Here is a 20906-nt window from a genome sequence, read left to right as displayed (position 1 = left end):
CCGGACGGGCGGTAAGTCGGCGACGATGGTCGTCGCCGACCGAGCCCGTGAATCTTCAGTCGCGGCGGAAACTCTTCAGCAGCAGGGTCAGGTGACCGCCGGCGCGCTGCGCCAGCTTCACCGGCACCGGGTAGCGCTTGGGTACGTACCAGGCGGAGAAGTTCTTGCTGTCGTCGGTGCGGTCCACGCGCACGGCGTCGAAGCGGCCGGCGGGCACGTTCACCTCGCTCTTGCCGGTGATCGCGTAGCGCTGGATCTCGACGCGATCCTTCACGGCGACCGGCAGCGCGACGTGCCTTGCGCCGTCGGCCAGCGCGTAGCCCAGCGCCAGCGGCATGCTGTGGCGTTCGACCAATCCCGGCTTGGCGGCGTAGTCGAAGCGCTTGCCGCCGTCGGTGACCTGCACGGTGTCTTTCACCCAATCCACCTGCACGCGGCGCTGACGGCTCTTGATGGCGGCCTCCATGCGGTAGTCGTAGCTGAGCGCCTCGGGCTTGCCGTCATGCCAGCGGAAGCGCGAGGTCTCGTCGACGCTGGCGCCGAGAAGGCTGGCCAGACCGGACGTACCGCGCATGTGCGAGACGTAGGTCCAGTCGCTGCCGTCGCGGGTCAGGCGCAGCGTCGATTCGCCGATCGGCGAGCCGTTGCGCAGAACCTGGTAGGTCGCGGTGAACGGCGCGGGCGTGCCGGCGGCCAGGACGGAACCCGCGAAGCACAGTAGTGCGGTGGCGAGCAGGGAACGAAGAATATTCGGCGTATGCATGCGATCAGTGTGAGCGCACGATCCTGAATCGCGGCTCACGCCGGTTTCAGGCAGGCATCCTCGAGCCGCAGGGGGCTCGTCAACGGGACGTCGTCGAACACGATGCCCCGTTCGCCCAGATGCAGGCGGCCGCTGGCGATCAGGGCCACGGCGGCGGGCAGAAGACGATGCTCGAGCGGCAGCAGGCGTTCGGCCAGTGTGGTTTCGGTGTCGTCGGGGCGCACGTCGATGCGGGCCTGGGCGATGACCGGGCCACCGTCCAGCTCGGGACTGACGAAATGCACGCTCGCGCCATGCTCGGCGTCGCCGGCTTCCAGTGCGCGGCGGTGCGTGTGCAGACCGCGGTATTTGGGAAGTAGCGAGGGGTGCACGTTGATCATGCGGCCACGCCATGGATTCACGGCGTCTGCGTCGAGGATGCGCATGAAACCGGCCAGCACCAGCAGCTTCGCGCCGCTTTCGGCGACGCGGCGGAACAGTTCCAGGTCGTAGTCGCGACGCGTGGCGTAGCCGGCCGGGTCCAAGGCGAGCGTGGCGATGCCAGCCGCTTCCGCATGGCGCAGGGCGGGGGCCTCGGCGCGGTCGCTGGCGACCAGGCGCAGATCGATGGGCAGTCCTGCGTCGCGGGCGCGGATCAATGCCTGCAGGTTGCTGCCGCGGCCGGACGCCAGCACGGCGACGGGCAAGGTCGAACGTTCGGTCATGCGGGGATGCGCAGTCGCTGCCGCATCAGGCGATGTGCACGCGCGCATCGTCCGATGCGTCGGTCACGCGGCCGATGACCTGTGCGGAGAGTTCGTGGGCGCGCAGCGCGTCGATGGCGGTGTCGGCCTGGTCCGCGGCGAGGATCAGCGTGAAGCCGATGCCGCAGTTGAAGGTGCGCCACATTTCCTCGCGCGCAATGTTGCCTTCGCGCTGCAGCCAGTCGAACACGGCGGGCAGGGTCCACGTGCTGCTGTCCAGCTCGATGCCCAGTCCGTCCGGCACCACGCGGATGATGTTCTCCAGCAGGCCGCCGCCGGTGATGTGCGCCATGCCGTGCACCGCGATCTGCTTGCGCAGGGCCAGCATCGGCTTGACGTACAGCGTGGTCGGCGCCATCAGCGCGTCGACCAGCGGGGTGCCGTCCAGGTCCATGCCCAGCTTGTCGCTGTCGGGCGTGACGCCTGCGCGCTCGAGAATGTGCCGGATCAGCGAATAGCCGTTCGAGTGCGGTCCGGACGAGGCGACGCCGACGATGACATCGTCCTTGCGGATCGCGCTGCCGTCGAGCAGTTCGGACTTCTCTACCGCGCCGACCGAGAAGCCGGCCAGATCGTATTCGCCGGGCGGGTACATGTCCGGCATTTCCGCGGTCTCGCCGCCGATCAGCGCGCAGCCGGACAGTTCGCAGCCGCGCGCGATGCCGCTGACCACGGCGGCGGCCACGTCCACGTCCAGCTTGCCGGTGGCGAAATAGTCGAGGAAGAACAGCGGCTCGGCGCCCTGCACCAGGATGTCGTTGACACACATGCCGACCAGATCGATGCCGATGGTGTCATGACGGTTCAGCTGCTGCGCCAGCTTCAGCTTGGTGCCCACGCCGTCGGTGCCCGAGACCAGCACCGGCTCGCGGTAGCGGCCGGCCATGTCGAACAGCGCGCCGAAACCGCCCAGGCCGCCCATCACTTCCGGGCGCATGGTGCGTTTGACCATCGGCTTGATGCGTTCGACCAGCGCGTTGCCGGCGTCGATGTCCACGCCGGCGGCGCGATAGGTGAGGGCGTCGTTTTCGGCGGACATGCGTTCGTATCCGGTCGCGGGGTCGGGAATCATCGCGTGGCAGGTCGTGCCGACGCGGGTCTCAGAGCGCCCATGATAGACGTTGCAGCCTCAATTGGGCAGACTTTCGGGAAGAGTCGCCACGAAGGCGGCCGTGATTTTCCGCTCTGCGAGTGCCTCGATGCGTATCCGTTCCTTGTTGATTCTTGCCCTGGCGTTGGTCTGCGCCGTCGTCGTCCCGCCGCGTGCGCATGCGCAGAATGCCGGTTACGGCGTCACAGTTCCGGTCAGCGACACGTCCGATGCGCAACGCGACCACGCGTTCGCCGTGGCGCTGGGCGATGTGCTCACGCGCACGGCCGGCGCGTCGATCACTGGTGCATCGGGTTACACCGATGCGCTGGGCACCGCATCGAGCCTGGTGCAGAACTATCGCTATCTGCGGGCCGCCGCGGGCGCTTCGCGTCCGTTCCTGCTGCAGGTGCAGTTCGATCCCGCTGCCGTGCAGGAATTGGCCGGAAGCTTGCAGAAGCAGCTCGCGGCGCAGAATGCCTCCGCGGTCGCGCCCACGTCCGCGGCCTCGGCCGCGATGCCCGGTGCATCCGCCATGAGTCGTCAGGACGCCACGCTCTGGGTCGCACCGATGCAGTCCGGACTGGATCTTCCGCAGTTGCTGTCCGTGCTGCGCGCGAATCCGCAGGTGGCTTCGGTCGAACCGATCGGTGCGGACGGTGACGGCGTGATGCTTCGACTGCACGCGCGCAGCGCGATCTCCACCGTGCTGCCGTCGCTGCAGGCCAGCGGCCACCTGCAGCGCGATGCCGTCGATCACCCCGGCGCCGACGTCAGCCTGCGCTGGCTGCGGTGAGGACGACGGAGGCATGGGCCGGCGATGAATTCCACCACGACGATCTGGCGGCACCTGCCCAACCTGATCTCGTTGTTGCGCATTGCCCTGGTCGTGCCGGTGGCGTGGCTGATGCTGGAACATCGTTACGGCAGCGCGCTGTGGCTGGCGCTCGTCGCCGGTCTGTCCGACGCGCTCGATGGATGGATGGCGCGGCATTTCGGATGGCGCAGCCGTCTGGGCGCATTCCTGGACCCGGCCGCCGACAAGCTGCTGCTGATGACCAGCTACCTCGTCCTGGCGCTGATGGCGAAACTGCCCTGGTGGCTGGCGCTGCTGGTGCTGGGCCGCGACCTGGTCATTCTCGGCGGCGCGTTGGGTTATCGACTGCTGATCGGGCCGTTCACGGCGCAGCCCAGCCGTATCGCCAAATTCTGCACCATGTTGCAGATTGTCTATGTATTGCTGGTCCTGCTGCGCAGCAGCGCCCTGCCGAGTCTGCATCTGCAGCCGATGCAATGGCTGGTCGCGTTGCTGACCGTGGCCAGTGGTCTGGATTATGTGCTGCGCTGGGCGGTTCGCGCCCGGCGCGAGGGACGGGCAGGACGACGCCATTCGAAGGAGACGCCGCATGACGCCTGACGTTGCACGCCGCTGGCAGGGGCTGGCCATCATTCTCGTTCTGTTCGCCGTGCTATGGCTGCTGGCGCCGGTGCTGATGCCGTTCGCCGTGGCTGCGGGCTTTGCCTATCTGGGCGACCCCATCGCCGACCGGCTCGAACGCTGGAAGTTGAGCCGCACGGTGGCGGTCAGTCTGGTGTTCGCCTGCATGATCCTGGTGGTGGCTGGTGCGCTGCTGCTGCTGGTGCCGCTGTTGCAGCATCAGATCCGCAACCTGATCGACAACATTCCGCGCTATGTGGAGTGGGTGCGTGGCGTGGCCATGCCCTGGCTGCAGGTGCATCTGCATCTGGGCGCGAGTTCGTTCGACAGCCAGAAGCTGGTCGACACACTGAAGGAGCACATCGGCTCGGTCAGCGGTGTGGCAGCGGCAGTGCTGGGCCAGGTCTCGCGCTCTGGATTCGGCCTCATCGCCGGTCTCGCGAACTTGATTCTGATTCCGGTGGTGACGTTCTATCTGCTGCGCGACTGGGACGTGCTGATCGAGCGCATCGAGCGCATGCTGCCGCGCCGTCAGGCCCCGGTGATTCGTCGCCTGGCGAGAGAATCCGATCAAGTGCTGGGCGCCTTCGTGCGCGGTCAGATGCTGGTGATGCTGGCGCTGGGCGTGATCTACGGTACCGGCCTCACCCTGATGGGGCTGTCGGTGGGACCGTTGATCGGCATGATCGCGGGGCTGCTCAGCTTCGTTCCGTACCTCGGCTTCATCATCGGTCTGGGCGCCAGTCTGATCGCGGCGCTGGTGCAGTACGGCGACTGGATGCACATCGCACTGGTGCTGGTGGTGTTCGGCATCGGCCAGGTGCTGGAAGGCTATGTGCTGGTGCCCCGTCTGGTCGGCAACAAGATCGGTCTGCATCCGGTTGCGGTGATCTTTGCCGTGCTGGCGGGCGGCCATCTGTTCGGTTTTCTCGGCGTGCTGCTGGCGTTGCCCGCGGCGGCCATCATCATGGTGCTGCTGCGCTACGGCTACGAGCGTTATCAGGTCAGCGACCTGTATGGCCACGGACACGAACCGCCGCCGGCGCTGGACGAAGGGGGCGTATCGCAGGCATCGTCCGTCCCTGACGCACCCGATTCGGACGATTGACGTGAATCAGCTTCCGCTCGCCCTGCGCTGGCCACGCCGTCAGCGCTTCGAACATTTCCATGCCGGCGAGAACGCCGCCGCCGTCGCCGCCGTGCAGCGCGCGGTCGAGGGCGGCGAGGCACCCTGGATCTACCTCGCCGGCCCGGCGGGCAGCGGCAAGACGCATCTGCTGGCAGCGGCCTGTCAGGCGGCTAGCGAGGCGGGCAAACGGGTGCAATACCTGCCGTTGCGCGCGTTGCGTGGTCCGGCCGAACGCGCCATTCGCGGCAGCGGCGGCTGCGATTTGCTGGCGCTGGACGATGTCGATGCACTGGCGGGGCAGCGCGAGGCCGAGCATGCGCTGTTCGACCTCTACAACCGGTGCCGCGCAGAAGGCGCGACGCTGCTGTTCGCGGGCAACGAGCCACCTTCGCAACTGCCATTGACGCTGCCCGATCTGCGCTCGCGGCTGGGCATGTGCACGCTGGCCATGCTGCGACCGCTGAGCGAGGCGGAACGCCGCGACGTGCTGCGCACGCGCGCGCAGGCGCGCGGTATCGAACTCGATGACGCGGTGCTGGACTGGCTGTTCGTGCATCACGCCCGCGACTTGGGTGCGCTCGGCGAATTGCTCGAGGACATCGACCGCGCCTCGTTGGCGGCCAAGCGGCGCGTCACCGTGCCGTTCGTGCGGCAATTGCTGAAGAATCGCGATTCCGCGGCCTAGCTGTCGGCTCGCGCCACGGTGCCGTGACGCGGGAGCGGTGACAGCGGATCAACCGCGCAGCAGTTTCGGCGTCAGCGTGTTGCCGGCGATCTCGACCATCGCCCTCACCAGGTGATGGTTGCCGGCGATCAGGTTGCCGCTTTCGGGCAAGCCGTCACGGCCGGCGAAATCGGTGAAGCTGCCGCCGGCTTCGCGCACCAGCAGACAGCCCGCGGCCATGTCCCATGGCTTCAGTCCGATCTCGAAATAACCGTCGAAACGGCCGGCTGCGGTGTAGGCCAGATCGAGTGCGGCCGAACCCGTGCGGCGGAGGTCCTCGGCCTGGGTCAGCAGCTGCCGGGTCATGTCCAGCTGCGCATCGAGATGCGCGCGCTGGCGGTATGGAAAACCCGTGGCCAGCATGGCGCCGTCCAGCGACTCGCGCTTGCCGACGCGGATGCGGCGGTCATTGAGGTAGGCGCCGTCGCCCTTGCTGGCGGTGAACAGCTCGTCGCGCAGCGGGTCGTAGATCACGCCGTAGACCGGCTCGCCCTTGTCCAGCATGGCGATGGATACGGAGAAGTGCGGGATGCCGCGCAGGTAGTTGTGGGTGCCGTCCAGCGGGTCGATGACCCAGACCAGATTGCCCCGACCGATTTGGCCGGACTCTTCTCCGAGGAAGGCATGACGCGGGTAGGCACGCTTCAGCTCGCGGACGATCTCGGCCTCGGCGGCGCGGTCGACGTCGGACACGAAGTCCATGCGCTGTTTCTCGACCACGTTTACGCTGTCGAGGCGGTTCATGTAGCGCAGGATTACGTTTCCTGCTGCACGTGCGGCGCGGGCCGCCACATTGACTGCGGGTCTGGGCATGGTCGTCTGGGCTGTAAAGAACGGGGTCGCGATACGGGCGCGAAGGCGCGCAAGCTTAGCAGAGCCAAGGGGTTGCGCCCAATCCCTCGTGTGCATGCGCCACTTCCGGCCGGTCCTGGCCATCCCGCTCTGCGATCTGGAGTACGCGAAGATGCGGTCCTGTTCGTCGCCCGCTGGAATGCCCGTATCACGCAGGAGCCGGTGTGCAGGCGGATCGATGAAATTTCTTGTTAAAAGAATGCGTTGCCGCATGCGGTGTGGCCGCCTGACGGCCTGCCTGCCTGCTCAGCGGGCTGTCCGGTCTCGGTGTCGGTGTCCATGCGGCATGCGGCCTGCAGGGAACCGGCAGGCGCATCCCTGTACACTCTGCCGTTTGTCCGTCGACTGATTCCGGTGTCGCCATGATCGATTCCCAGGCCCTCGCACGTGTCCGCTATGTGCTGGTGCGCACCTCGCATCCCGGTAACATCGGCAGTGCCGCGCGCGCGATCCGCACCATGGGTTTCGATCGTCTCGACCTGGTCACACCGCATCGCTACCCCGATCCCGAAGCCGATGCGCTGGCGGCCGGTGCGCCCGGCGTGCTGGAGGCCGCTCGCGTGCACGACGACCTGCCGACGGCGCTGAGCGGTTGCAGCCTGGCATTCGGTCTCAGCGCGCGCCGGCGCGGCGTGACACTGCCGGAACTTACGCCGGGACAGGCCGCGGAACAGGCGTGGAAGGCTGCGCTCGAAGGGCGCGAGGTGGCGCTGGTGTTCGGCAACGAACAGAGCGGTCTGGCCAATGAGGAACTGGCGCACTGCCACGCCATGGTGCGCATTCCCAGTGTCGAGGACTACAGCTCGCTGAACCTGGCACAGGCGGTGCAGGTCGTGGCCTACGAGATGCGACTGGCCAGCCTGCAGGGCACGGCGCCGGACCTGCCCGAGGCGAAGGATCCGCCGGCCGATCTGGCGCAGATGGAGCAGTTCTTCACGCATCTGTCGCAGACGCTGCACGACATCGATTTCCACAAGGGACGTTCGCCGCGCACCATCGAACTGCGTCTGCGCAAACTGTTCCTGCGCGCCGAGCCGGATCAGCGCGAACTGCGCATTCTGCACGGCATCCTGGCCGAGGCACAGCGCGTGCAGCGGCGCGCGCAAGGCGAGAGCTGAGCCGGCACCGGTCTCAGAACATCTTGGCCATGGCGTCGAGCACCACGCTGCTGAACACTACCGACAGCACCAGGATCGCCACCGACAGCACCCACAGTCCGACCAGCAGCGCGCCGTCGCGCTCGATCAGGGCGATGGCGTAGGCCAGCATGATGAGGCCGAAGAAGTAGTTGGTGAACGGGATCGGCAGCGCGAGCAGGATGCCGAGCAGGGTCAGGAACACGCCGGTCACGATGCTCACGGGCCGCTGCGTGAGGAGCTCCAGCCGCGGTCGGCACATGCGTTCCAGACGCTGCAGGATCGGCAGGGTGCGATCCAGGAACTTGTGCACGGACGTGCAGCGAAGCGGGCGCTCACGCAGCCGTTTTGGCATCCACGGCTGCTCCATGCCGATCATCATCTGCAGGCCGAGCACGATGATCATCGATCCCATGATGCCGCCGATGCCGAGCGGAGCGGGAATGAAATTGGGGATTGCCAGCAACAGCAGCACGCAGCCGAAAGCGCGTGCGCGCAGGGGCGCGAGCAGGGTGTCGAGCGTGATGAACGTGTCCTCGTGGGCCGCCAAGGTCTCGGCGAGAATGCGCGTGGTGCGCCGTTCGCCGGGATTCACGCGTGTTCGGCCTGGGTGGTGGCGGTATGACCCTTGCCGGGTACGGCCACCACCCGCACGCGGTCGATGCGGGCGCCGTCCACGCGAGCGACCTCGAAGCGCCAGCCGCGCCAGCTGAAGGCGTCGCCTACCTGCGGAATGCGCGCGAAGGCGGTCATGACCATGCCGGCGACGGTGTTGAAGTCGTGCTCGTCTTCGTTGGGCAGGTGGTCCAGGCGCAGCAGCTCGCGCAAGTCCTCGGTAGCCAGGCTGCCTTCGATCAGCCAGCTGCCGTCTGCATGGCGCATGATCGGTGATTGCTCGCTGCCTTCGCCCGGCTGGCTCTGGCCGACCACGGCCGAGAGCACGTCGTTGAGTGTGACCAGTCCCTCGATGTCGCCGTATTCGTCGACCACCAGCGCCATCTGTGTGTCGGCGTCGCGGAACGATTCCAGCAGATCCAGCGCGCGCGCCGTCTCCGGGATGTACAGCGGCTTGACCAGGTCGCGGAACAGATCGGTTTCGCCGCGCAGCATGCCGTCCAGCATGCGCTTGACCTCGACCACGCCGAGCACCTCGCTTTCGTCGCCGCGGTAGACCGGAAAGCGCGAGAACGAGTGCGCCTGCAGTTCCTGCAGGTTCTCCTCGCGCGAGGCGGCCGCGTCGAGCCAGGCGATGCGCGTGCGCGGGGTCATCACGCTGTCGACCGGGCGGTCGCCCAGGCGCAGTACGCGGTTGACCATGTTGTGTTCATCGGGGTCGAGGATGCCCTGTTCGGCGCCTTCGGCGACCAGCAGACGGATTTCCTCTTCGCTCACTGCCGAGCGGCGCGCCTTGTTCAGGCGGAACAGCTTCAGCAGCAGCGTGCTGCCGCCGTTGAGCACCCACACGAACGGCGCGCACAGGCGCGACAGCACCAACATCGGCAGCGCGATGACCGAGGACAGACGTTCCGGCGCGACCAGCGCGATGCGCTTGGGCACCAGCTCGCCGATGATGATCTGCACGGTGGTGACGATGATGAAACCGATGAGCCAGCCGACCGCGGTGGCGTATGGAGTCAGCCACGGGAATCCCAACGATTGCACCAGTGCGCTGAAGCGCACTCCCAGTGCCGCGCCTGTGACGGCACCGGTGATCAGCATGACCAGCGTGATGCCGACCTGTACCGTCGACAGGAAACGGTCCGGATGCTCGGCCAACTGCAGCGCCACCCGCGCGCGGGCGCTGTGCCGGGCCATCTGCTTCAGGCGGCTCTTTCGCGAAGCCACAATGGCCATTTCGGACAGGGCGAAGAAGCCGTTGAGAATCGACAACAGCAGGATCAGTCCCAGTTCGGTCAGCATGTGCGCTCGGTGTGCGTCTCGGTGGAGTCCGCTGGCAGTGTAACCGGGTTTGCCCAGCGTACGCAGTGCCGTTCGGACCCCCGTTCAGCGACGCGGAGAAATGTGACAGTAGGGTTACAATGGTCCGATTCGCGTGCCTGTCGGGCACGCCTCCACTTCGACAGGAGCGGTTCCACCGTGTTCTCACTGCAAACCATCTTCGGCAAGGGCGACAAGTTCTACGGGCTTCTGGAGCAGAGCGCGGACGCCGCGCGCGAGAGCGCGCGCGCCGTACACAAGCTGGTCAGCCCCGGTGGCGGTAGCCCCGACATCGCTGCGTTCTCGGTCGCACGCAAGCGCGAGAAGGACCTGGCGCAGCAGATCAGCGAGGAACTGGTGAACACCTTCGTCACCGCGCTCGACCGCGAGGACATCGAGGCGCTGAACGCCGCGCTGTACAAGATTCCGAAAACGGTGGAAAAGTTCGCCGAGCGCTACGCGATGATCAGCGACCGCCTGCACGGCATCGACTTCACCCAGCGCACCGAGCTGTTGGTGCGCGCGTCCGACGTGGTCCGCGAGATGATCGGGCAGCTGCGCAAGGGCATGCGCGTCGACGCCATGCGTCGTCTTCAGGATCGCTTGCAGGCGCTGGAATCGGAGGCCGATCGCCTGCTGCTGGAGCCGTACCGCGAGATGTACGTCAACAGCACCGATCCGGTGCGCATGGTGCTGGCCAAGGATCTGTACGAACTGCTGGAGCGCGCCATCGACAAGTGCCGCGACGTCGGCAACGTGACGTATTCCATCGTGCTGAAGAACTCCTGAGGTCGCCGCCATGAGCCTGGACATGCTCATCGTGACGATGGTGATCGCGCTCGCCTTCACCTACATCAACGGCTTCCACGACACCGCCAACTCCATCGCCACCGTGGTCGCGACGAAGGTGCTCACGCCCGCTCAGGCGGTGATTCTGGCCGCCGTCACCAACCTGGTTGGTGCGCTGTGGGGCACGGCGGTGGCCAAGACTATCGCCTCGGGCCTGGTCGATTCGGGCGTGGTGTCGGTGGGGCCGGAATTCCTGATCTGCGCGCTGCTGGGCGCGGTGATCTGGAACCTTGTCACCTGGTGGTGGGGGCTGCCGTCCAGCTCCAGTCACGGTCTGGTCGGCGGTCTGGTCGGCGCGGCCATCGCGGCGTCGAGCGGAAAGTTCGATGCGGTGATCTGGTTCCGCGGTGGCGCGCACTGGTGGCAGGGACATGGCGTGATTCCCAAGGTCATCGTGCCGATGGCGGTGTCGCCGATCATGGGCTTCGTGCTGGGTATCACCGTGATGGGGCTGTTGTACGCGCTGTTCTCGTGGTTCAACAATCGCAAGGGTCGCCTGCATCGCTACGGACGCACGCCGTTCGTGAACGCTTTCTTCGGCAAGGCGCAGATCGTCTCGGCCGCGGCGATGGGCGTGTCGCATGGACTGAACGACGCGCAGAAGTCGATGGGCATCATCGCTCTGGCGCTGGCCGGCGCGACGGCGGCCGGCAGTCTCGATCAACTGCCGCACTGGCTGCACTTCCTGCAGATCCCGGAAGACGCCAACGGCGGCTTTCCGGTGCCGGCGTGGGTCGCGGCCGTGTGCGCGTTGACCATGGCGGCGGGCACGGCCGGCGGCGGCTGGCGCATCATCAAGACGCTGGGTCACAACATGGTCAAGCTGCACCCGATCAACGGCTTTGCCGCCGAGAGCAGCGCGGCCGTGGTGATCATCATCGCCTCGATCTTCGGCATCCCGGTGTCGACCACGCACAACGTGTCGGCGGCGATCATGGGCGTGGGCGCGGCCAAGCGCTTCAACGCGATCCGTTGGACCGTGGTCGAGCGCATGGTGTGGGCGTGGATCCTGACCTTGCCGATCACGGCGCTGCTTGCCTACGCCCTGTTCCAGGCTGCGACATGGCTGTTCTGATCGCGGGTGAGGCCGGGAACGTCGGGCGAGCCGACCTTGGCCGGCTCGCCGATTCGCACGTCGCGGGTGTCCGGCTTCAGGCGACCGGAGGGTAGACCTTCGCTTCGAGGATGCGGCCGCGCGGGCTGCGCGAGGCCAGATGCAGGGCCGTCGCCGCCAGTTCGCGCGGATCGATCCAGGAGGATGGGTCGACATCCGGCATCGCGCCGCGGTTGCCGGCGGTGTCCACGGCGCCCATCGGGTACATCACGGCGACGTTGACGCCCTGCGGCGCGACTTCCGCGTGCACCGACTTCAGCCATGCGATCAGCGCGGCTTTGGCCGCCGCGTACGGACCCTTCGAGGCGCCGCCGTCGAGCGCGGCGTCCGCGCCCACGCCAAGGATGAAGCCAGAGCCCTTCTTCAGCATGCCCGGTAGCACGGCGCGGGTGGCGTTGAAGGCGGTGCGGAAGTTGATGTCCAGCTGCGCTTCGAGCTGCTGGTGGCTGGTTTCGGTGGCGCCGCTCATGTCGAAGCCGCCGGCGATGTTGAGCAGGGCGTCGACGTGGCCCAGCTCCTTCTCCAGCGCGGCCATGCCCTCGTTGGCGCGGTTTTCGTCGACGAGGTCGATCTGCACCGTGACCGCATCGCCGTGGTCGCGCTGCAGGCGCGTCTTCTCGGCCTCGTCGTAGGCCACCAGGCCGAGCTTCCAGCCGGCCTTGGCGAAGGCGTCGACGACATGGCCGGCGATGGCGCCGCCGGCGCCGGTGATGATCGCGGTGTGCTGGGACATGAAGTGCTCCGTGAACGAATTCGGTCGCGGATTATCCCACAGGGACCGTGGCCGGCTCGAACCGACGGTGTACGGCGGGCGGTCTCAGAAGGCGTCGCTTTCGCTGGAAATGGCTTTCTCCAGCTGGTCGCCCAGGGTCGAAAGCTCGATGATCAGGCCTTCCAGCTCGTCTTTGGTCAGCAGGTCGTAGGGACGGTTCTCGCACAGATGGATGTAGGGCGAGCCGTCGAGGTCGCTGACCGCGAGATAGCCCACGCGCTGGGCCCAGTTGAAGCGCAGGCAGCGGCGCGCGTCGGTGCCGACCAGCGGGCCGACGGGGGTGGAGATGCGCAGGTACTTGCGTTCCTGCTCGTCCTCGAGCTCGGCCAGGTAGATACCCTGGTGACGGCCGTCGGGAAGGCGGACATCGAAGCTGATCAGGTACGGGTCGTTGTGGCGCAACGGATACTGGCTGCCGAGTTGCGAGCGGATGGCCTCGAAGTGCTGCATGACGTGCATTCCCGTGAAGTTCGTCGGCAATGGTAGCGTAGCGCCGATGAAGGAAGAATATCGACGCATCCTGCAGGCCGTGGCCGCGATTCCGCCCGGCCGCGTGGCCAGCTATGGCCAGATCGCGGCCCGCGCTGGTCTGCCGGGCCGCGCGCGCATGGTCGGCAAGGTACTCGGCTACCGCACGGAAGGCATGAAATTGCCGTGGTTCCGCGTGCTCCGGGCCGACGGGCGCATCGCCTTCGAGCCGGGCAGCCGGGGCTTTCGCGAACAGACCGAGCGACTGCGCGCCGAGGGTGTGGTCGTACAGAACGGACGCATTCGCATGCAGGAATTCGGTCTCGACCACGACCTCGATCGTGAATTGTGGGGTATCCCCGACTGACCTGCGTGGCGTGTGCGCACAGCGTCGCAAGCATCTGCGCGCTGGGTGTGGGCGGAGCGCTTTGCTAGCATCGCCGGGTGGCGACACGCGTCGTCCCCACTTCCACTCCCATGCCCCTGCGTTCATGACCGACTCTTCCGCCGTCGCCGCTTCCGTTCCGGCTGTGACGTCCATCGAAGCCCTGGAAACCCTGCGCCGCGTGTTCGGCTACACCGCGTTTCGCGGGCAGCAGGAGGCCATCATCGACCGCGTCACGCACGGCGGCGATGCGCTGGTACTGATGCCGACCGGCGGCGGCAAATCGCTGTGCTACCAGTTGCCGGCGCTGCTGCGCCCGGGCACGGCCATCGTTGTTTCGCCGCTGATCGCGTTGATGCAGGACCAGGTCGAAGCGTTGAACCAGGCCGGCGTCGAGGCGGCCTTTCTCAACTCCAGTCTCGATGCTGCGGCGCAGGCCGAGGTCGAGCGGCGTTTTCTCAGTGATGGTCTGAAGCTGCTGTACGTAGCGCCCGAGCGCTTGCTCACCGGGCGTTTCCTGGAGCTTCTGGGGCGCGTGGAACTGTCGCTGTTCGCCATCGACGAGGCGCACTGCGTCTCACAGTGGGGCCACGATTTTCGCCCGGAATACCGGCAGCTCACCGTGCTGCACGAACGCTTCCCCGGCGTGCCGCGGGTCGCCCTGACGGCGACCGCGGATGCGCCGACGCGGCGCGAGATCGTCGAGCGTCTGGCGCTGCAGGACGCCGAGCAGTTCGTCTCCAGCTTTGATCGTCCGAACATCCGCTATCGCGTCGTGCACAAGGACCAGCCACGCCCGCAGCTCAAGGCGTTCCTGGCCGGTCACGAGGACGAGTCGGGCATCGTGTACTGCCTGTCCCGGCGCAAGGTCGAGGAGACTGCCGAATGGCTGCAGGGGCAGGGCGTGAACGCGCTGCCGTACCATGCCGGCCTGGACGCCGAGACGCGCGCGGCGCACCAGCAGCGGTTTCTGCGCGAGGACGGCATCGTGATGTGCGCGACCATCGCCTTCGGCATGGGTATCGACAAGCCGGACGTGCGTTTCGTCGCGCACCTGGACCTGCCCAAGAGCCTGGAGGGCTACTACCAGGAGACGGGCCGCGCCGGCCGCGACGGGCTGCCCGCCGAAGCCTGGATGGCCTACGGGCTCGGCGATCTGGTCACGCTGGCCCAGTTCATCCAGCGCTCGGAGGCCAGCGACGAACGCAAGCGCCTGGAGCGTGCCAAGCTCGACGCGCTGCTGGCGTTCGCCGAGACCACGCGCTGCCGTCGGCAGCAGCTGCTGGGCTATTTCGGCGAGACGCTGGAGCAGCCTTGCGGCAACTGCGATAACTGCCTCGACCCGCCGCCGACCTGGGACGCCACCGAAGCGGCGCAGAAGGCGCTCTCCTGCGTCTACCGCACCGGGCAGCGTTATGGTGTGGGCTATCTGGTCGATGTGCTGCTGGGCAAGGACAACGAACGGATTCAGGCGCAGGGGCACGACCACCTCAACGTGCACGGCATCGGCACCGATCTCGACGCGCGGCAGTGGCGAGGCGTGTTCCGCCAACTGGTCGCGCACGGACTGCTGACTCCCGATGCCGAGGGTTACGGCACGCTGCATCTGACGACCGAGGCCAAGCCGGTGCTGCGCGGCGAGCGCGCGCTGCATCTGCGGCGCGAGCCGGATCGTGCGCAGCGCCGCGCCAGCCGCAAGGGCGTGTCGGGCGAACGCCGCAGTCTGGATATCGCGCCACATGAGGAAGTGATGTGGAATGCGTTGCGCGATGCGCGCGCGCGACTGGCAAAGGAGCAGGGCGTGCCCGCCTATGTGATTTTCCACGACGCCACGCTGTACGCCATGCTGCGCGAGCGCCCCGGCGATCGCGAAGCGCTGGCGGCGATCAGCGGCGTCGGCGCGCGCAAGCTGGAGCGTTACGGCGAGCAGTTCCTCGACGTGCTGAACGCGACGGACTGACACGTCGCGTTTTGCCGAATCCGTGCACGTGCGGCGCCATGCGGCGTTGGCCTGCGGTGCGGAAATTCCCCATCCGTACGCGCAGGCATGAATCGCGTCACAGTTTCGACCGCTTGCCGTCACACGCATGACGCATCTCGCCCGCTAGTCTGAAAAGACTTGTATTCAGGGAGGGGAGCAACATGCGTTCATACGTTCGCGTGCTGGCGATGATCGCCGCACTGGTCTGGATCGCGCCGGCGTTTGCCGACTCGCAGACCTTCATCAACGAAATCCACTACGACAACAGCGGCACCGACACCGGCGAAGCGGTCGAGATCGCCGGTCCGGCGGGCACCAATCTGTCCGGTTGGCAGGTGGTGCTGTACAACGGCAGCAACGGTTCCAGCTACGCCACCTACACGCTGTCGGGCACGCTGTCCGACCAGTGCAGCGGCTACGGCGTGACCACGGTGTCGACGCCGGGCATCCAGAACGGCTCGCCCGACGGCATCGCGCTCATCGACGGCAGCGGCATCGTGCGCCAGTTCCTCAGCTACGAGGGATCGTTCACCGCGACCTCGGGGCCGGCCTCGGGCGTGACCAGCACCGACATCGGTGTCAGCGAAGGCAGTGCCACGCCGGTGGGGCAGTCGCTGCAGCTGTCCGGTAGCGGTTCCTATGCCAGCGACTTCACCTGGCTGGCGCCGGACACGTCCAGCTTCGGTCAGTGCAATCCGGGCGAGACCTTCGTCACCTCCGGCGGCGGCACGGGCGGAAGCGGCAGCGGCACGAGTCTGCAGAACGGTGTTCCGGTCAGCGGCATCTCCGGCAGCCAGGGCGCGTTCTCGCAAGCCTACACGGTCGACATCCCGTCGGGCGCCAGCAACCTGGTCATCACCCTGTCCGGCGGCTCCGGCGATGCCGACATGTACGTGAAGCTCGGTTCCGAGCCGACGCTGAGCAGCTACGACTGCCGTCCGTACACCTCCGGCAACAACGAAACCTGCACCATGACCACGCAGGCCGGCACGTATTACGTGAAGCTGTACGGCTACAACAGCTACAGCAACGTCACGCTGGAGGCGACCTGGACGGCGCCCAGCGGCGGCGGGACCGGAGGCGGTTCGGGTGGCGGCAGCGGCTACTACGCCAACGTCGACACCAGCAGTCCGACGGCGCTGCGCAACTCGCTGCACACGCTGATCGAGCAGGTCACCAAGATTCCGTACACCGCCTCGACCACTGACACCTGGGATGTGATGGCCGCGGCCGAGCAGGACCCGTGGAACAGCAGCAACGTCATCGAGCTGTACACCAACAAGAGCGTGCCCAAGGAGACCGGAGGCAACACCGAGTACAACCGCGAGCACACCTGGCCCAATTCCTACGGTTTCCCGGACGACGGCTCGGACAACTACGCCTACACCGACCTGCACATGCTGATGATCGCCAACATCGCTGACAACAGCGCGCGCGGCAACAAGCCCTACGGCACCTGCAGCGCGTCGTGCACGGAGTATCCGACGGTGGCCAACGATGGCATCGGCGGCGGCACCGGGACCTATCCGGGCAACTCGAACTGGACCGACGGCATCATCTGGGAAGTCTGGATGGGCAAGCGCGGCGATGTGGCGCGTGCGCTGCTGTACATGGACGTGCGCTTCGAAGGCGGTACCAATCCGTATACCGGCTACGCCGAACCGGATCTGGTGCTGACTGACGACACCTCCAAGATCGTCACCACCGGCGGCAATACCACCGGCAAGGCCTACATGGGCAAGCTGTCGGTGCTGCTGCAGTGGGCGCAGCAGGACCCGGTGTCCGACTACGAGCGGCTGCAGAACGACACGGTCGAGTCGTACCAGGGCAACCGCAATCCGTTCGTCGATCATCCGGAATGGATCGCCTGCGTGTTCCAGAACCAGTGCACGCAATAGCCCGCACAGGATCGCCGCCGGCATCGTGTCGGCGGGGTCGTAATCGAGTGATCGAGGACCCGTCTCGTTCGAGGCGGGTCTTTTTTTTTGGAGCGATCAGTACGTCACGGTGACGGTGATACTGTCGGCATAGCTGCCCGGATTGACGTACTGGCCGGTGGGAATGGCGCCGTACACGGTCAGATTCAGCGAACCGACCTGCAGCACGCCGCTGTTGGTGACTGTGCTGGTCCCACCGCTGCCGTCGCCCCAGACCGTGGCCAGCGCCGAACTGGTGTAGAGGTTGTAGGACAGTGCATGCGCGCCCGAGAGCATGGTCCGGGGGAAGTATGTGGTCGATTGTCCGCGCGACAGGCTGACCGTGAACGAGGGCAGCACGTCGATCAGCAGGCTGCAGCGCACCGTGATGGTGCCGCTGGCCTGCACGGCCGAGCCGCCGCCGGGATCGTAGTTGCCGAAATTCACCGCGGTGGCGGAGGCCGAGATCGGGGTGAGTACCGTGCCGCACAGCGCAGCGTGCGCACGGCCGGGCGCGAAGGCGAGGCATGCCAGCGCCAGCAGGGCGAACCAGCGCCCCGGATGTCGGTGCAGATCATGGTCCGTCACGGGAAACACTCCGCAGGCAGGGAATCGGTCCTTCGGCGGGAATGCGGCCGTCGCTGCGCACCCGAGGCGGCGTGACGTGGAAGCGACATTGCAGCGCGCCGTGGCGAACTGTGCCGGAAAACGGTGCGGGCGCATCATCCAGAAACACCTGGCCGTGCCGTCCGACTACGAGCAAGTCCTCGCGCCCCTCGATGGCGACGACAGCGCCGAGCGGCGGGTAGCGGCCATCCTCCAGTTCGAGCGTCAACAGCAGCGGGCTTGCCTTCCTCGGCGCCAGGTCGACCTGCATGCCGCTGTCGCGCTGCGGCACCACATCGCGTTCGGGATGTTCGACGAGCACGCCCATCGGGTAGTCGGTCGGATCGATGGAGAGGTGATTGACGGAGTAGGCGCTCAGATCGGTGACCAGCGCCTTGCCGTCGGCGCCGGTCACGGCGATCTCGCGATGTTCGCGGTAGATCGGCACGCCGGGTGCGCCGGCGTCGACCAGCGCGAAGGCGTCGCCAGTGCGCCGCGTCGCGTAGGCGCTTCCGTCCATCAGTACCAGCGCGCCGGAGGCGCCGAGACGGCCTGCGCTGCGGCCGTCGATCGAGATCGCGCCCGCGTGGGTGACGCCGTGTTGTCCCACCCAGGTGACCTGGCCTTCGCGGATTGCGTTGTCGCCGGTGTAGGCATCCAGGCGGTATCCGAAGCCTCCGTCGGGGTTGGCCGACCGGGTCAGCGCCGCGCCGGCTGCGTTGCTACCGCGCCGGTCGCGCCGGCCGAAGGTGGAGAGGTTGCTTTCGCCGAGAGGGACGGTGATCGAGATCTGTCCCTGCCAGTTATCGGTGGTGCGGTCGTACAGCGAGCCGATGCCGAGGTAGGCGCCGCCGCCGAACGAGCGCGTGTAGGTCAGCGACATCAGTTGCGTGCGGTAGATGCGCTGGTCGACATCAATCCAGGATGCGACGAGATTGCCGCGCAGGCCGAGTGCCGTGCTAACGCCCAGTTGGGCGCGTCTGCGCGGCGGCGCGATGTCGTACTGCGCGCCGACGTCGGCGTAATGCCGTGATGCCAGGTCGAGGCGGGCGAATACGGTCATGCGGGACGCCTGACCGCTGGCCGCGAAGGACAGCAGGCTGCCGCGGCGTCCGTGATTCGTGCTGCCGGCGGCGTCGATTTCCAGCACGCCCAGCGGCTGGATCGCGAAGGCTGCGCCGCCGCCGAGCAGGGTCGTGTCGCGGCTGGCCTCGGCGTGCGACATAAGCGTGACGTTCCGGTTCATGCCATGACGAAAGGTCGCGGCAGCGGCGGGGGCTCCATAGTCGAAGCTGCGCAGTCCATATCGGCGGCGGAGAAAACCTGCGTCGAACGCATAGTCGCTGAGTCCGGGCCGGAGCAGTCGGTCGGAGGCGTAGAACGGCAGAGTCTGGGTCTGTTCGCGACCGAGCAGATCGCGGACCACAAGGGTGGCGACATTGCGCCCCGTGTTCACCGGGATGTCGTCGATCCGATACGGGCCGCTCGCGATGTTGCGGTCCAGCACTCGCGCGGCATTGACGTAGATGTCAAGACTTGAGGGAACCGTGGTGGAACCGATAAAGGCGGGCAGGGGAAACGTGCGCATCCGCGGCTGCAGGGCATAGTCGGTGCCCACGTGCAGACCGGCGAAGCGGAACGGACGCGACCAGCGTAGCCCGCCGGAGACGGCGTCGCCGATCACCCACTGCCGCAGGGTGCCGGGGCGGTCCATGACGAGCGAGGAATCCAGGCGCACAGCGCGATTCGTGCTCTGGCCGAATAGACCGAAGCCCGACGAGTTCAGGCGCCATCCTGGATGGAACAATGTGGCGGCCAGTGTCGCGCCACCGGTGGGGCCGCCATAGGCTTCGCCGGCGCTGGCCGAGACGTCGTAGTTGAGCATCAGTCCCGTGCCTGTCGGGTCGGGTTGCACAGCAGGCCGCGGGTCGACATGAATGTGCTGCAGGGACAGACGCTCGGCATCGGCGTGAATCAGCAGGCGTTGTCCGGCCTCGTCGATGCGCGCGCGGACGCCGGGCAGGCGTTGCAGGCTGACCCGGTCGCCGGCCGGGTCGTCGGATCGGAAGCGGAGTCCGGCGGCGGCCAGCGTGGCGCGGTCGATCCAGATCATGCCGTGGCGCTGGGTGACGGCGGCGTCGAGCCGGCTGTTGCGGTCGTTGATCCAGACCTGCAGCAACAGATCCCGATTGTCGAGTTCGAAAGGAGTTGCCGGATGCGACCCGTACGCGGCAGGCAGCCCGGCAAGCATCACGCACGCGAACATGGCGGTCTGCATGCTCAACCGGCGCATCGTGATGTCACTGTCTTACGGCGACGGTGACGTGCAGCGCGGTATCGCCGTGCAGTTCCTTGCCCTCGATGACCAGCTTGCGGCTCGTGGTCGCGGGGAGCATCCAGCTGCGTTCGGCGCCGGAAAGGACGTATTTCAACGATTTTGAGAGTACGGGCGTGCGTTTGCCATTGGGGGAGACGGTCACAAGATTGACGAGTTTCGCGTAGCCCGATCCGTCGTTGCGCACGGACAGGCGGATGCCGTCGGCTTCCCGGCGCGCGCGCCATGTCAGTGCAGGGTGACTGTCTTTGCCGGACGCGACGAACACCGGCACGCTGAACTGCAGCAGCACGCGCACGCTGTTGGCGCGTTCATTGTTAGGGTCGGGCAGCTCGCTGACGAGGAGACGGAACGTGCGTTCGCGCTTCGCCGCGGAGGGTGGCACGCGCACGCGAATAGTCTGCTTCTGCCCGGGTGCGATGCGCGCCATGGGCGGACTGCGCTGCAGCCGGTCCGTGCTGGCGAGGTGGTCCGCATTGTCGTGCTGGCTCCAGACATAGCCTTCGACCTGCACGATCACCGGGTGATCGCCGCGATTGAACGCGTACATAACTGCGGTGCCGCCGTTGGCGGGCAATCGAAGACTCGTCGGCGCGACGGCCAGTGAGCCGGCATGGACGGGAGCGGTCGCCGCGAATGCAACAGACAGCATGCCGCCCAGGATGCG

General features: G+C 66.9%; 21 protein-coding genes. 10 read left to right on the top strand and 11 right to left on the bottom strand.

The genetic code is table 11. The features are described 5' to 3' along the window. Positions 1–55: 55 nt before the first annotated feature. From BTJ49_RS01455 to purM, 3 genes are read right to left on the bottom strand one after another with little or no spacing between them, the layout of a single operon-like run. Positions 56–763, bottom strand: coding sequence for a DUF6134 family protein (locus tag BTJ49_RS01455; protein ID WP_113063580.1), 708 nt, complete (start codon positions 761–763; stop codon positions 56–58). 35 nt (positions 764–798) lie between these two features. Beyond that, the gene (purN, locus tag BTJ49_RS01450) at positions 799–1467 is read right to left on the bottom strand and encodes a phosphoribosylglycinamide formyltransferase (protein ID WP_113063579.1); all 669 of its coding nucleotides are present in this window, start codon (positions 1465–1467) and stop codon (positions 799–801) included. A 25-nt stretch (positions 1468–1492) separates the two neighbouring features. Further along, positions 1493–2578: a phosphoribosylformylglycinamidine cyclo-ligase gene (gene purM, locus BTJ49_RS01445; RefSeq protein ID WP_206098349.1), complete on the bottom strand. Its 1086-nt coding sequence runs from the start codon at positions 2576–2578 to the stop codon at positions 1493–1495. 127 nt (positions 2579–2705) lie between these two features. Between purM and BTJ49_RS01440 the strand changes: the two genes are divergently transcribed. The 4 genes from BTJ49_RS01440 to hda are packed head-to-tail and all read left to right on the top strand — an operon-like array spanning position 2706 to position 5848. Then, positions 2706–3392, top strand: a complete 687-nt coding sequence (locus tag BTJ49_RS01440) for a DUF2066 domain-containing protein (protein ID WP_113063577.1) — start codon at positions 2706–2708, stop codon at positions 3390–3392. A 24-nt stretch (positions 3393–3416) separates the two neighbouring features. Next, positions 3417–4013, top strand: coding sequence for a CDP-alcohol phosphatidyltransferase family protein (locus tag BTJ49_RS01435; RefSeq protein WP_113063576.1), 597 nt, complete (start codon positions 3417–3419; stop codon positions 4011–4013). Beyond that, positions 4003–5142 (top strand): AI-2E family transporter, encoded by a 1140-nt coding sequence (locus BTJ49_RS01430; RefSeq protein WP_113063575.1) that lies wholly within the window; start codon positions 4003–4005, stop codon positions 5140–5142. Before BTJ49_RS01435 ends, BTJ49_RS01430 begins: the two co-directional genes overlap by 11 nt. Continuing rightward, positions 5138–5848 (top strand): DnaA regulatory inactivator Hda, encoded by a 711-nt coding sequence (hda, locus tag BTJ49_RS01425; protein ID WP_240601713.1) that lies wholly within the window; start codon positions 5138–5140, stop codon positions 5846–5848. The genes BTJ49_RS01430 and hda overlap by 5 nt, the downstream gene beginning before the upstream one ends. A gap of 48 nt (positions 5849–5896) precedes the next feature. On the opposite strand, the gene BTJ49_RS01420 is transcribed toward hda, so the two are convergent. Further along, positions 5897–6700, bottom strand: a complete 804-nt coding sequence (locus BTJ49_RS01420) for an inositol monophosphatase family protein (RefSeq protein ID WP_113063573.1) — start codon at positions 6698–6700, stop codon at positions 5897–5899. A 401-nt stretch (positions 6701–7101) separates the two neighbouring features. Between BTJ49_RS01420 and BTJ49_RS01415 the strand changes: the two genes are divergently transcribed. After that, positions 7102–7857: an RNA methyltransferase gene (locus tag BTJ49_RS01415; RefSeq protein WP_113063572.1), complete on the top strand. Its 756-nt coding sequence runs from the start codon at positions 7102–7104 to the stop codon at positions 7855–7857. Positions 7858–7870: 13 nt separating this feature from the next. Here the strand turns inward: BTJ49_RS01415 and BTJ49_RS01410 are convergent, their stop codons facing one another. After that, positions 7871–8470: an exopolysaccharide biosynthesis protein gene (locus BTJ49_RS01410; protein WP_168184627.1), complete on the bottom strand. Its 600-nt coding sequence runs from the start codon at positions 8468–8470 to the stop codon at positions 7871–7873. After that, positions 8467–9795, bottom strand: a complete 1329-nt coding sequence (locus BTJ49_RS01405; protein WP_113063570.1) for a hemolysin family protein — start codon at positions 9793–9795, stop codon at positions 8467–8469. Before BTJ49_RS01405 ends, BTJ49_RS01410 begins: the two co-directional genes overlap by 4 nt. A gap of 177 nt (positions 9796–9972) precedes the next feature. Between BTJ49_RS01405 and BTJ49_RS01400 the strand changes: the two genes are divergently transcribed. Together BTJ49_RS01400 and BTJ49_RS01395 are read left to right on the top strand one after the other, a co-directional pair. After that, positions 9973–10602 carry a pit accessory protein gene (locus tag BTJ49_RS01400; RefSeq protein ID WP_113063569.1) on the top strand — a complete coding sequence of 210 codons (630 nt, stop codon included), beginning with the start codon at positions 9973–9975 and terminating at the stop codon, positions 10600–10602. A gap of 10 nt (positions 10603–10612) precedes the next feature. Next, complete coding sequence (locus tag BTJ49_RS01395; RefSeq protein ID WP_206098348.1) at positions 10613–11737, top strand: inorganic phosphate transporter; 1125 nt, start codon at positions 10613–10615, stop codon at positions 11735–11737. A gap of 76 nt (positions 11738–11813) precedes the next feature. On the opposite strand, the gene BTJ49_RS01390 is transcribed toward BTJ49_RS01395, so the two are convergent. Together BTJ49_RS01390 and BTJ49_RS01385 are read right to left on the bottom strand one after the other, a co-directional pair. Further along, entirely contained in the window at positions 11814–12509 is a 696-nt protein-coding gene (locus tag BTJ49_RS01390; protein WP_113063568.1) for an SDR family oxidoreductase, read from the bottom strand. Between the two features lie 84 nt (positions 12510–12593). Beyond that, on the bottom strand, positions 12594–12998 hold the full coding sequence (locus tag BTJ49_RS01385) for a hypothetical protein (protein ID WP_113063991.1): 405 nt from the start codon (positions 12996–12998) through the stop codon (positions 12594–12596). Between the two features lie 46 nt (positions 12999–13044). Here BTJ49_RS01385 and BTJ49_RS01380 point away from each other — a divergent pair, with 46 nt between their 5' ends. The 3 genes from BTJ49_RS01380 to BTJ49_RS01370 all read left to right on the top strand — a co-directional run bounded on the left by BTJ49_RS01380 (position 13045) and on the right by BTJ49_RS01370 (position 17280). Then, on the top strand, positions 13045–13383 hold the full coding sequence (locus tag BTJ49_RS01380; protein WP_113063990.1) for an MGMT family protein: 339 nt from the start codon (positions 13045–13047) through the stop codon (positions 13381–13383). Positions 13384–13507: 124 nt separating this feature from the next. Further along, positions 13508–15361: a DNA helicase RecQ gene (gene recQ / locus BTJ49_RS01375; RefSeq protein ID WP_113063567.1), complete on the top strand. Its 1854-nt coding sequence runs from the start codon at positions 13508–13510 to the stop codon at positions 15359–15361. A gap of 182 nt (positions 15362–15543) precedes the next feature. Further along, positions 15544–17280: an endonuclease gene (locus tag BTJ49_RS01370; RefSeq protein WP_113063566.1), complete on the top strand. Its 1737-nt coding sequence runs from the start codon at positions 15544–15546 to the stop codon at positions 17278–17280. A gap of 96 nt (positions 17281–17376) precedes the next feature. On the opposite strand, the gene BTJ49_RS01365 is transcribed toward BTJ49_RS01370, so the two are convergent. From BTJ49_RS01365 to BTJ49_RS01355, 3 genes are read right to left on the bottom strand one after another with little or no spacing between them, the layout of a single operon-like run. Next, the gene (locus BTJ49_RS01365) at positions 17377–17886 is read right to left on the bottom strand and encodes a spore coat U domain-containing protein (RefSeq protein ID WP_168184626.1); all 510 of its coding nucleotides are present in this window, start codon (positions 17884–17886) and stop codon (positions 17377–17379) included. Next, entirely contained in the window at positions 17873–20182 is a 2310-nt protein-coding gene (locus tag BTJ49_RS01360; protein WP_240601712.1) for a fimbria/pilus outer membrane usher protein, read from the bottom strand. The genes BTJ49_RS01365 and BTJ49_RS01360 overlap by 14 nt, the downstream gene beginning before the upstream one ends. Positions 20183–20204: 22 nt before the next feature. Continuing rightward, positions 20205–20891, bottom strand: coding sequence for a fimbria/pilus periplasmic chaperone (locus BTJ49_RS01355; RefSeq protein ID WP_113063563.1), 687 nt, complete (start codon positions 20889–20891; stop codon positions 20205–20207). Positions 20892–20906 lie beyond the last annotated feature (15 nt).

It is taken from the genome of Oleiagrimonas sp. MCCC 1A03011, assembly GCF_003267965.1.
GTDB classification, from domain to species: domain Bacteria; phylum Pseudomonadota; class Gammaproteobacteria; order Xanthomonadales; family Rhodanobacteraceae; genus Oleiagrimonas; species Oleiagrimonas citrea.
Note: the sequence above shows the minus strand (reverse complement) of the source record. Positions and strands in the feature narration are given on the sequence as shown.

Coding starts and splice junctions, on each gene's coding strand:
- BTJ49_RS01380 (WP_113063990.1), top strand. CDS start 13,045: ATGAAGGAAGAATATCGACGCATCCTGCAGGCCGTGGCCGCGATTCCG.
- BTJ49_RS01430 (WP_113063575.1), top strand. CDS start 4,003: ATGACGCCTGACGTTGCACGCCGCTGGCAGGGGCTGGCCATCATTCTC.
- BTJ49_RS01370 (WP_113063566.1), top strand. CDS start 15,544: ATGCGTTCATACGTTCGCGTGCTGGCGATGATCGCCGCACTGGTCTGG.
- BTJ49_RS01395 (WP_206098348.1), top strand. CDS start 10,613: ATGAGCCTGGACATGCTCATCGTGACGATGGTGATCGCGCTCGCCTTC.
- BTJ49_RS01355 (WP_113063563.1), bottom strand. CDS start 20,891: ATGCTGTCTGTTGCATTCGCGGCGACCGCTCCCGTCCATGCCGGCTCA.
- BTJ49_RS01440 (WP_113063577.1), top strand. CDS start 2,706: ATGCGTATCCGTTCCTTGTTGATTCTTGCCCTGGCGTTGGTCTGCGCC.
- BTJ49_RS01420 (WP_113063573.1), bottom strand. CDS start 6,700: ATGCCCAGACCCGCAGTCAATGTGGCGGCCCGCGCCGCACGTGCAGCA.
- purN (WP_113063579.1), bottom strand. CDS start 1,467: ATGACCGAACGTTCGACCTTGCCCGTCGCCGTGCTGGCGTCCGGCCGC.
- BTJ49_RS01455 (WP_113063580.1), bottom strand. CDS start 763: ATGCATACGCCGAATATTCTTCGTTCCCTGCTCGCCACCGCACTACTG.
- purM (WP_206098349.1), bottom strand. CDS start 2,578: ATGATTCCCGACCCCGCGACCGGATACGAACGCATGTCCGCCGAAAAC.
- BTJ49_RS01435 (WP_113063576.1), top strand. CDS start 3,417: ATGAATTCCACCACGACGATCTGGCGGCACCTGCCCAACCTGATCTCG.
- BTJ49_RS01405 (WP_113063570.1), bottom strand. CDS start 9,795: ATGCTGACCGAACTGGGACTGATCCTGCTGTTGTCGATTCTCAACGGC.
- BTJ49_RS01385 (WP_113063991.1), bottom strand. CDS start 12,998: ATGCAGCACTTCGAGGCCATCCGCTCGCAACTCGGCAGCCAGTATCCG.
- BTJ49_RS01415 (WP_113063572.1), top strand. CDS start 7,102: ATGATCGATTCCCAGGCCCTCGCACGTGTCCGCTATGTGCTGGTGCGC.
- BTJ49_RS01360 (WP_240601712.1), bottom strand. CDS start 20,182: ATGCAGACCGCCATGTTCGCGTGCGTGATGCTTGCCGGGCTGCCTGCC.
- recQ (WP_113063567.1), top strand. CDS start 13,508: ATGACCGACTCTTCCGCCGTCGCCGCTTCCGTTCCGGCTGTGACGTCC.
- BTJ49_RS01390 (WP_113063568.1), bottom strand. CDS start 12,509: ATGTCCCAGCACACCGCGATCATCACCGGCGCCGGCGGCGCCATCGCC.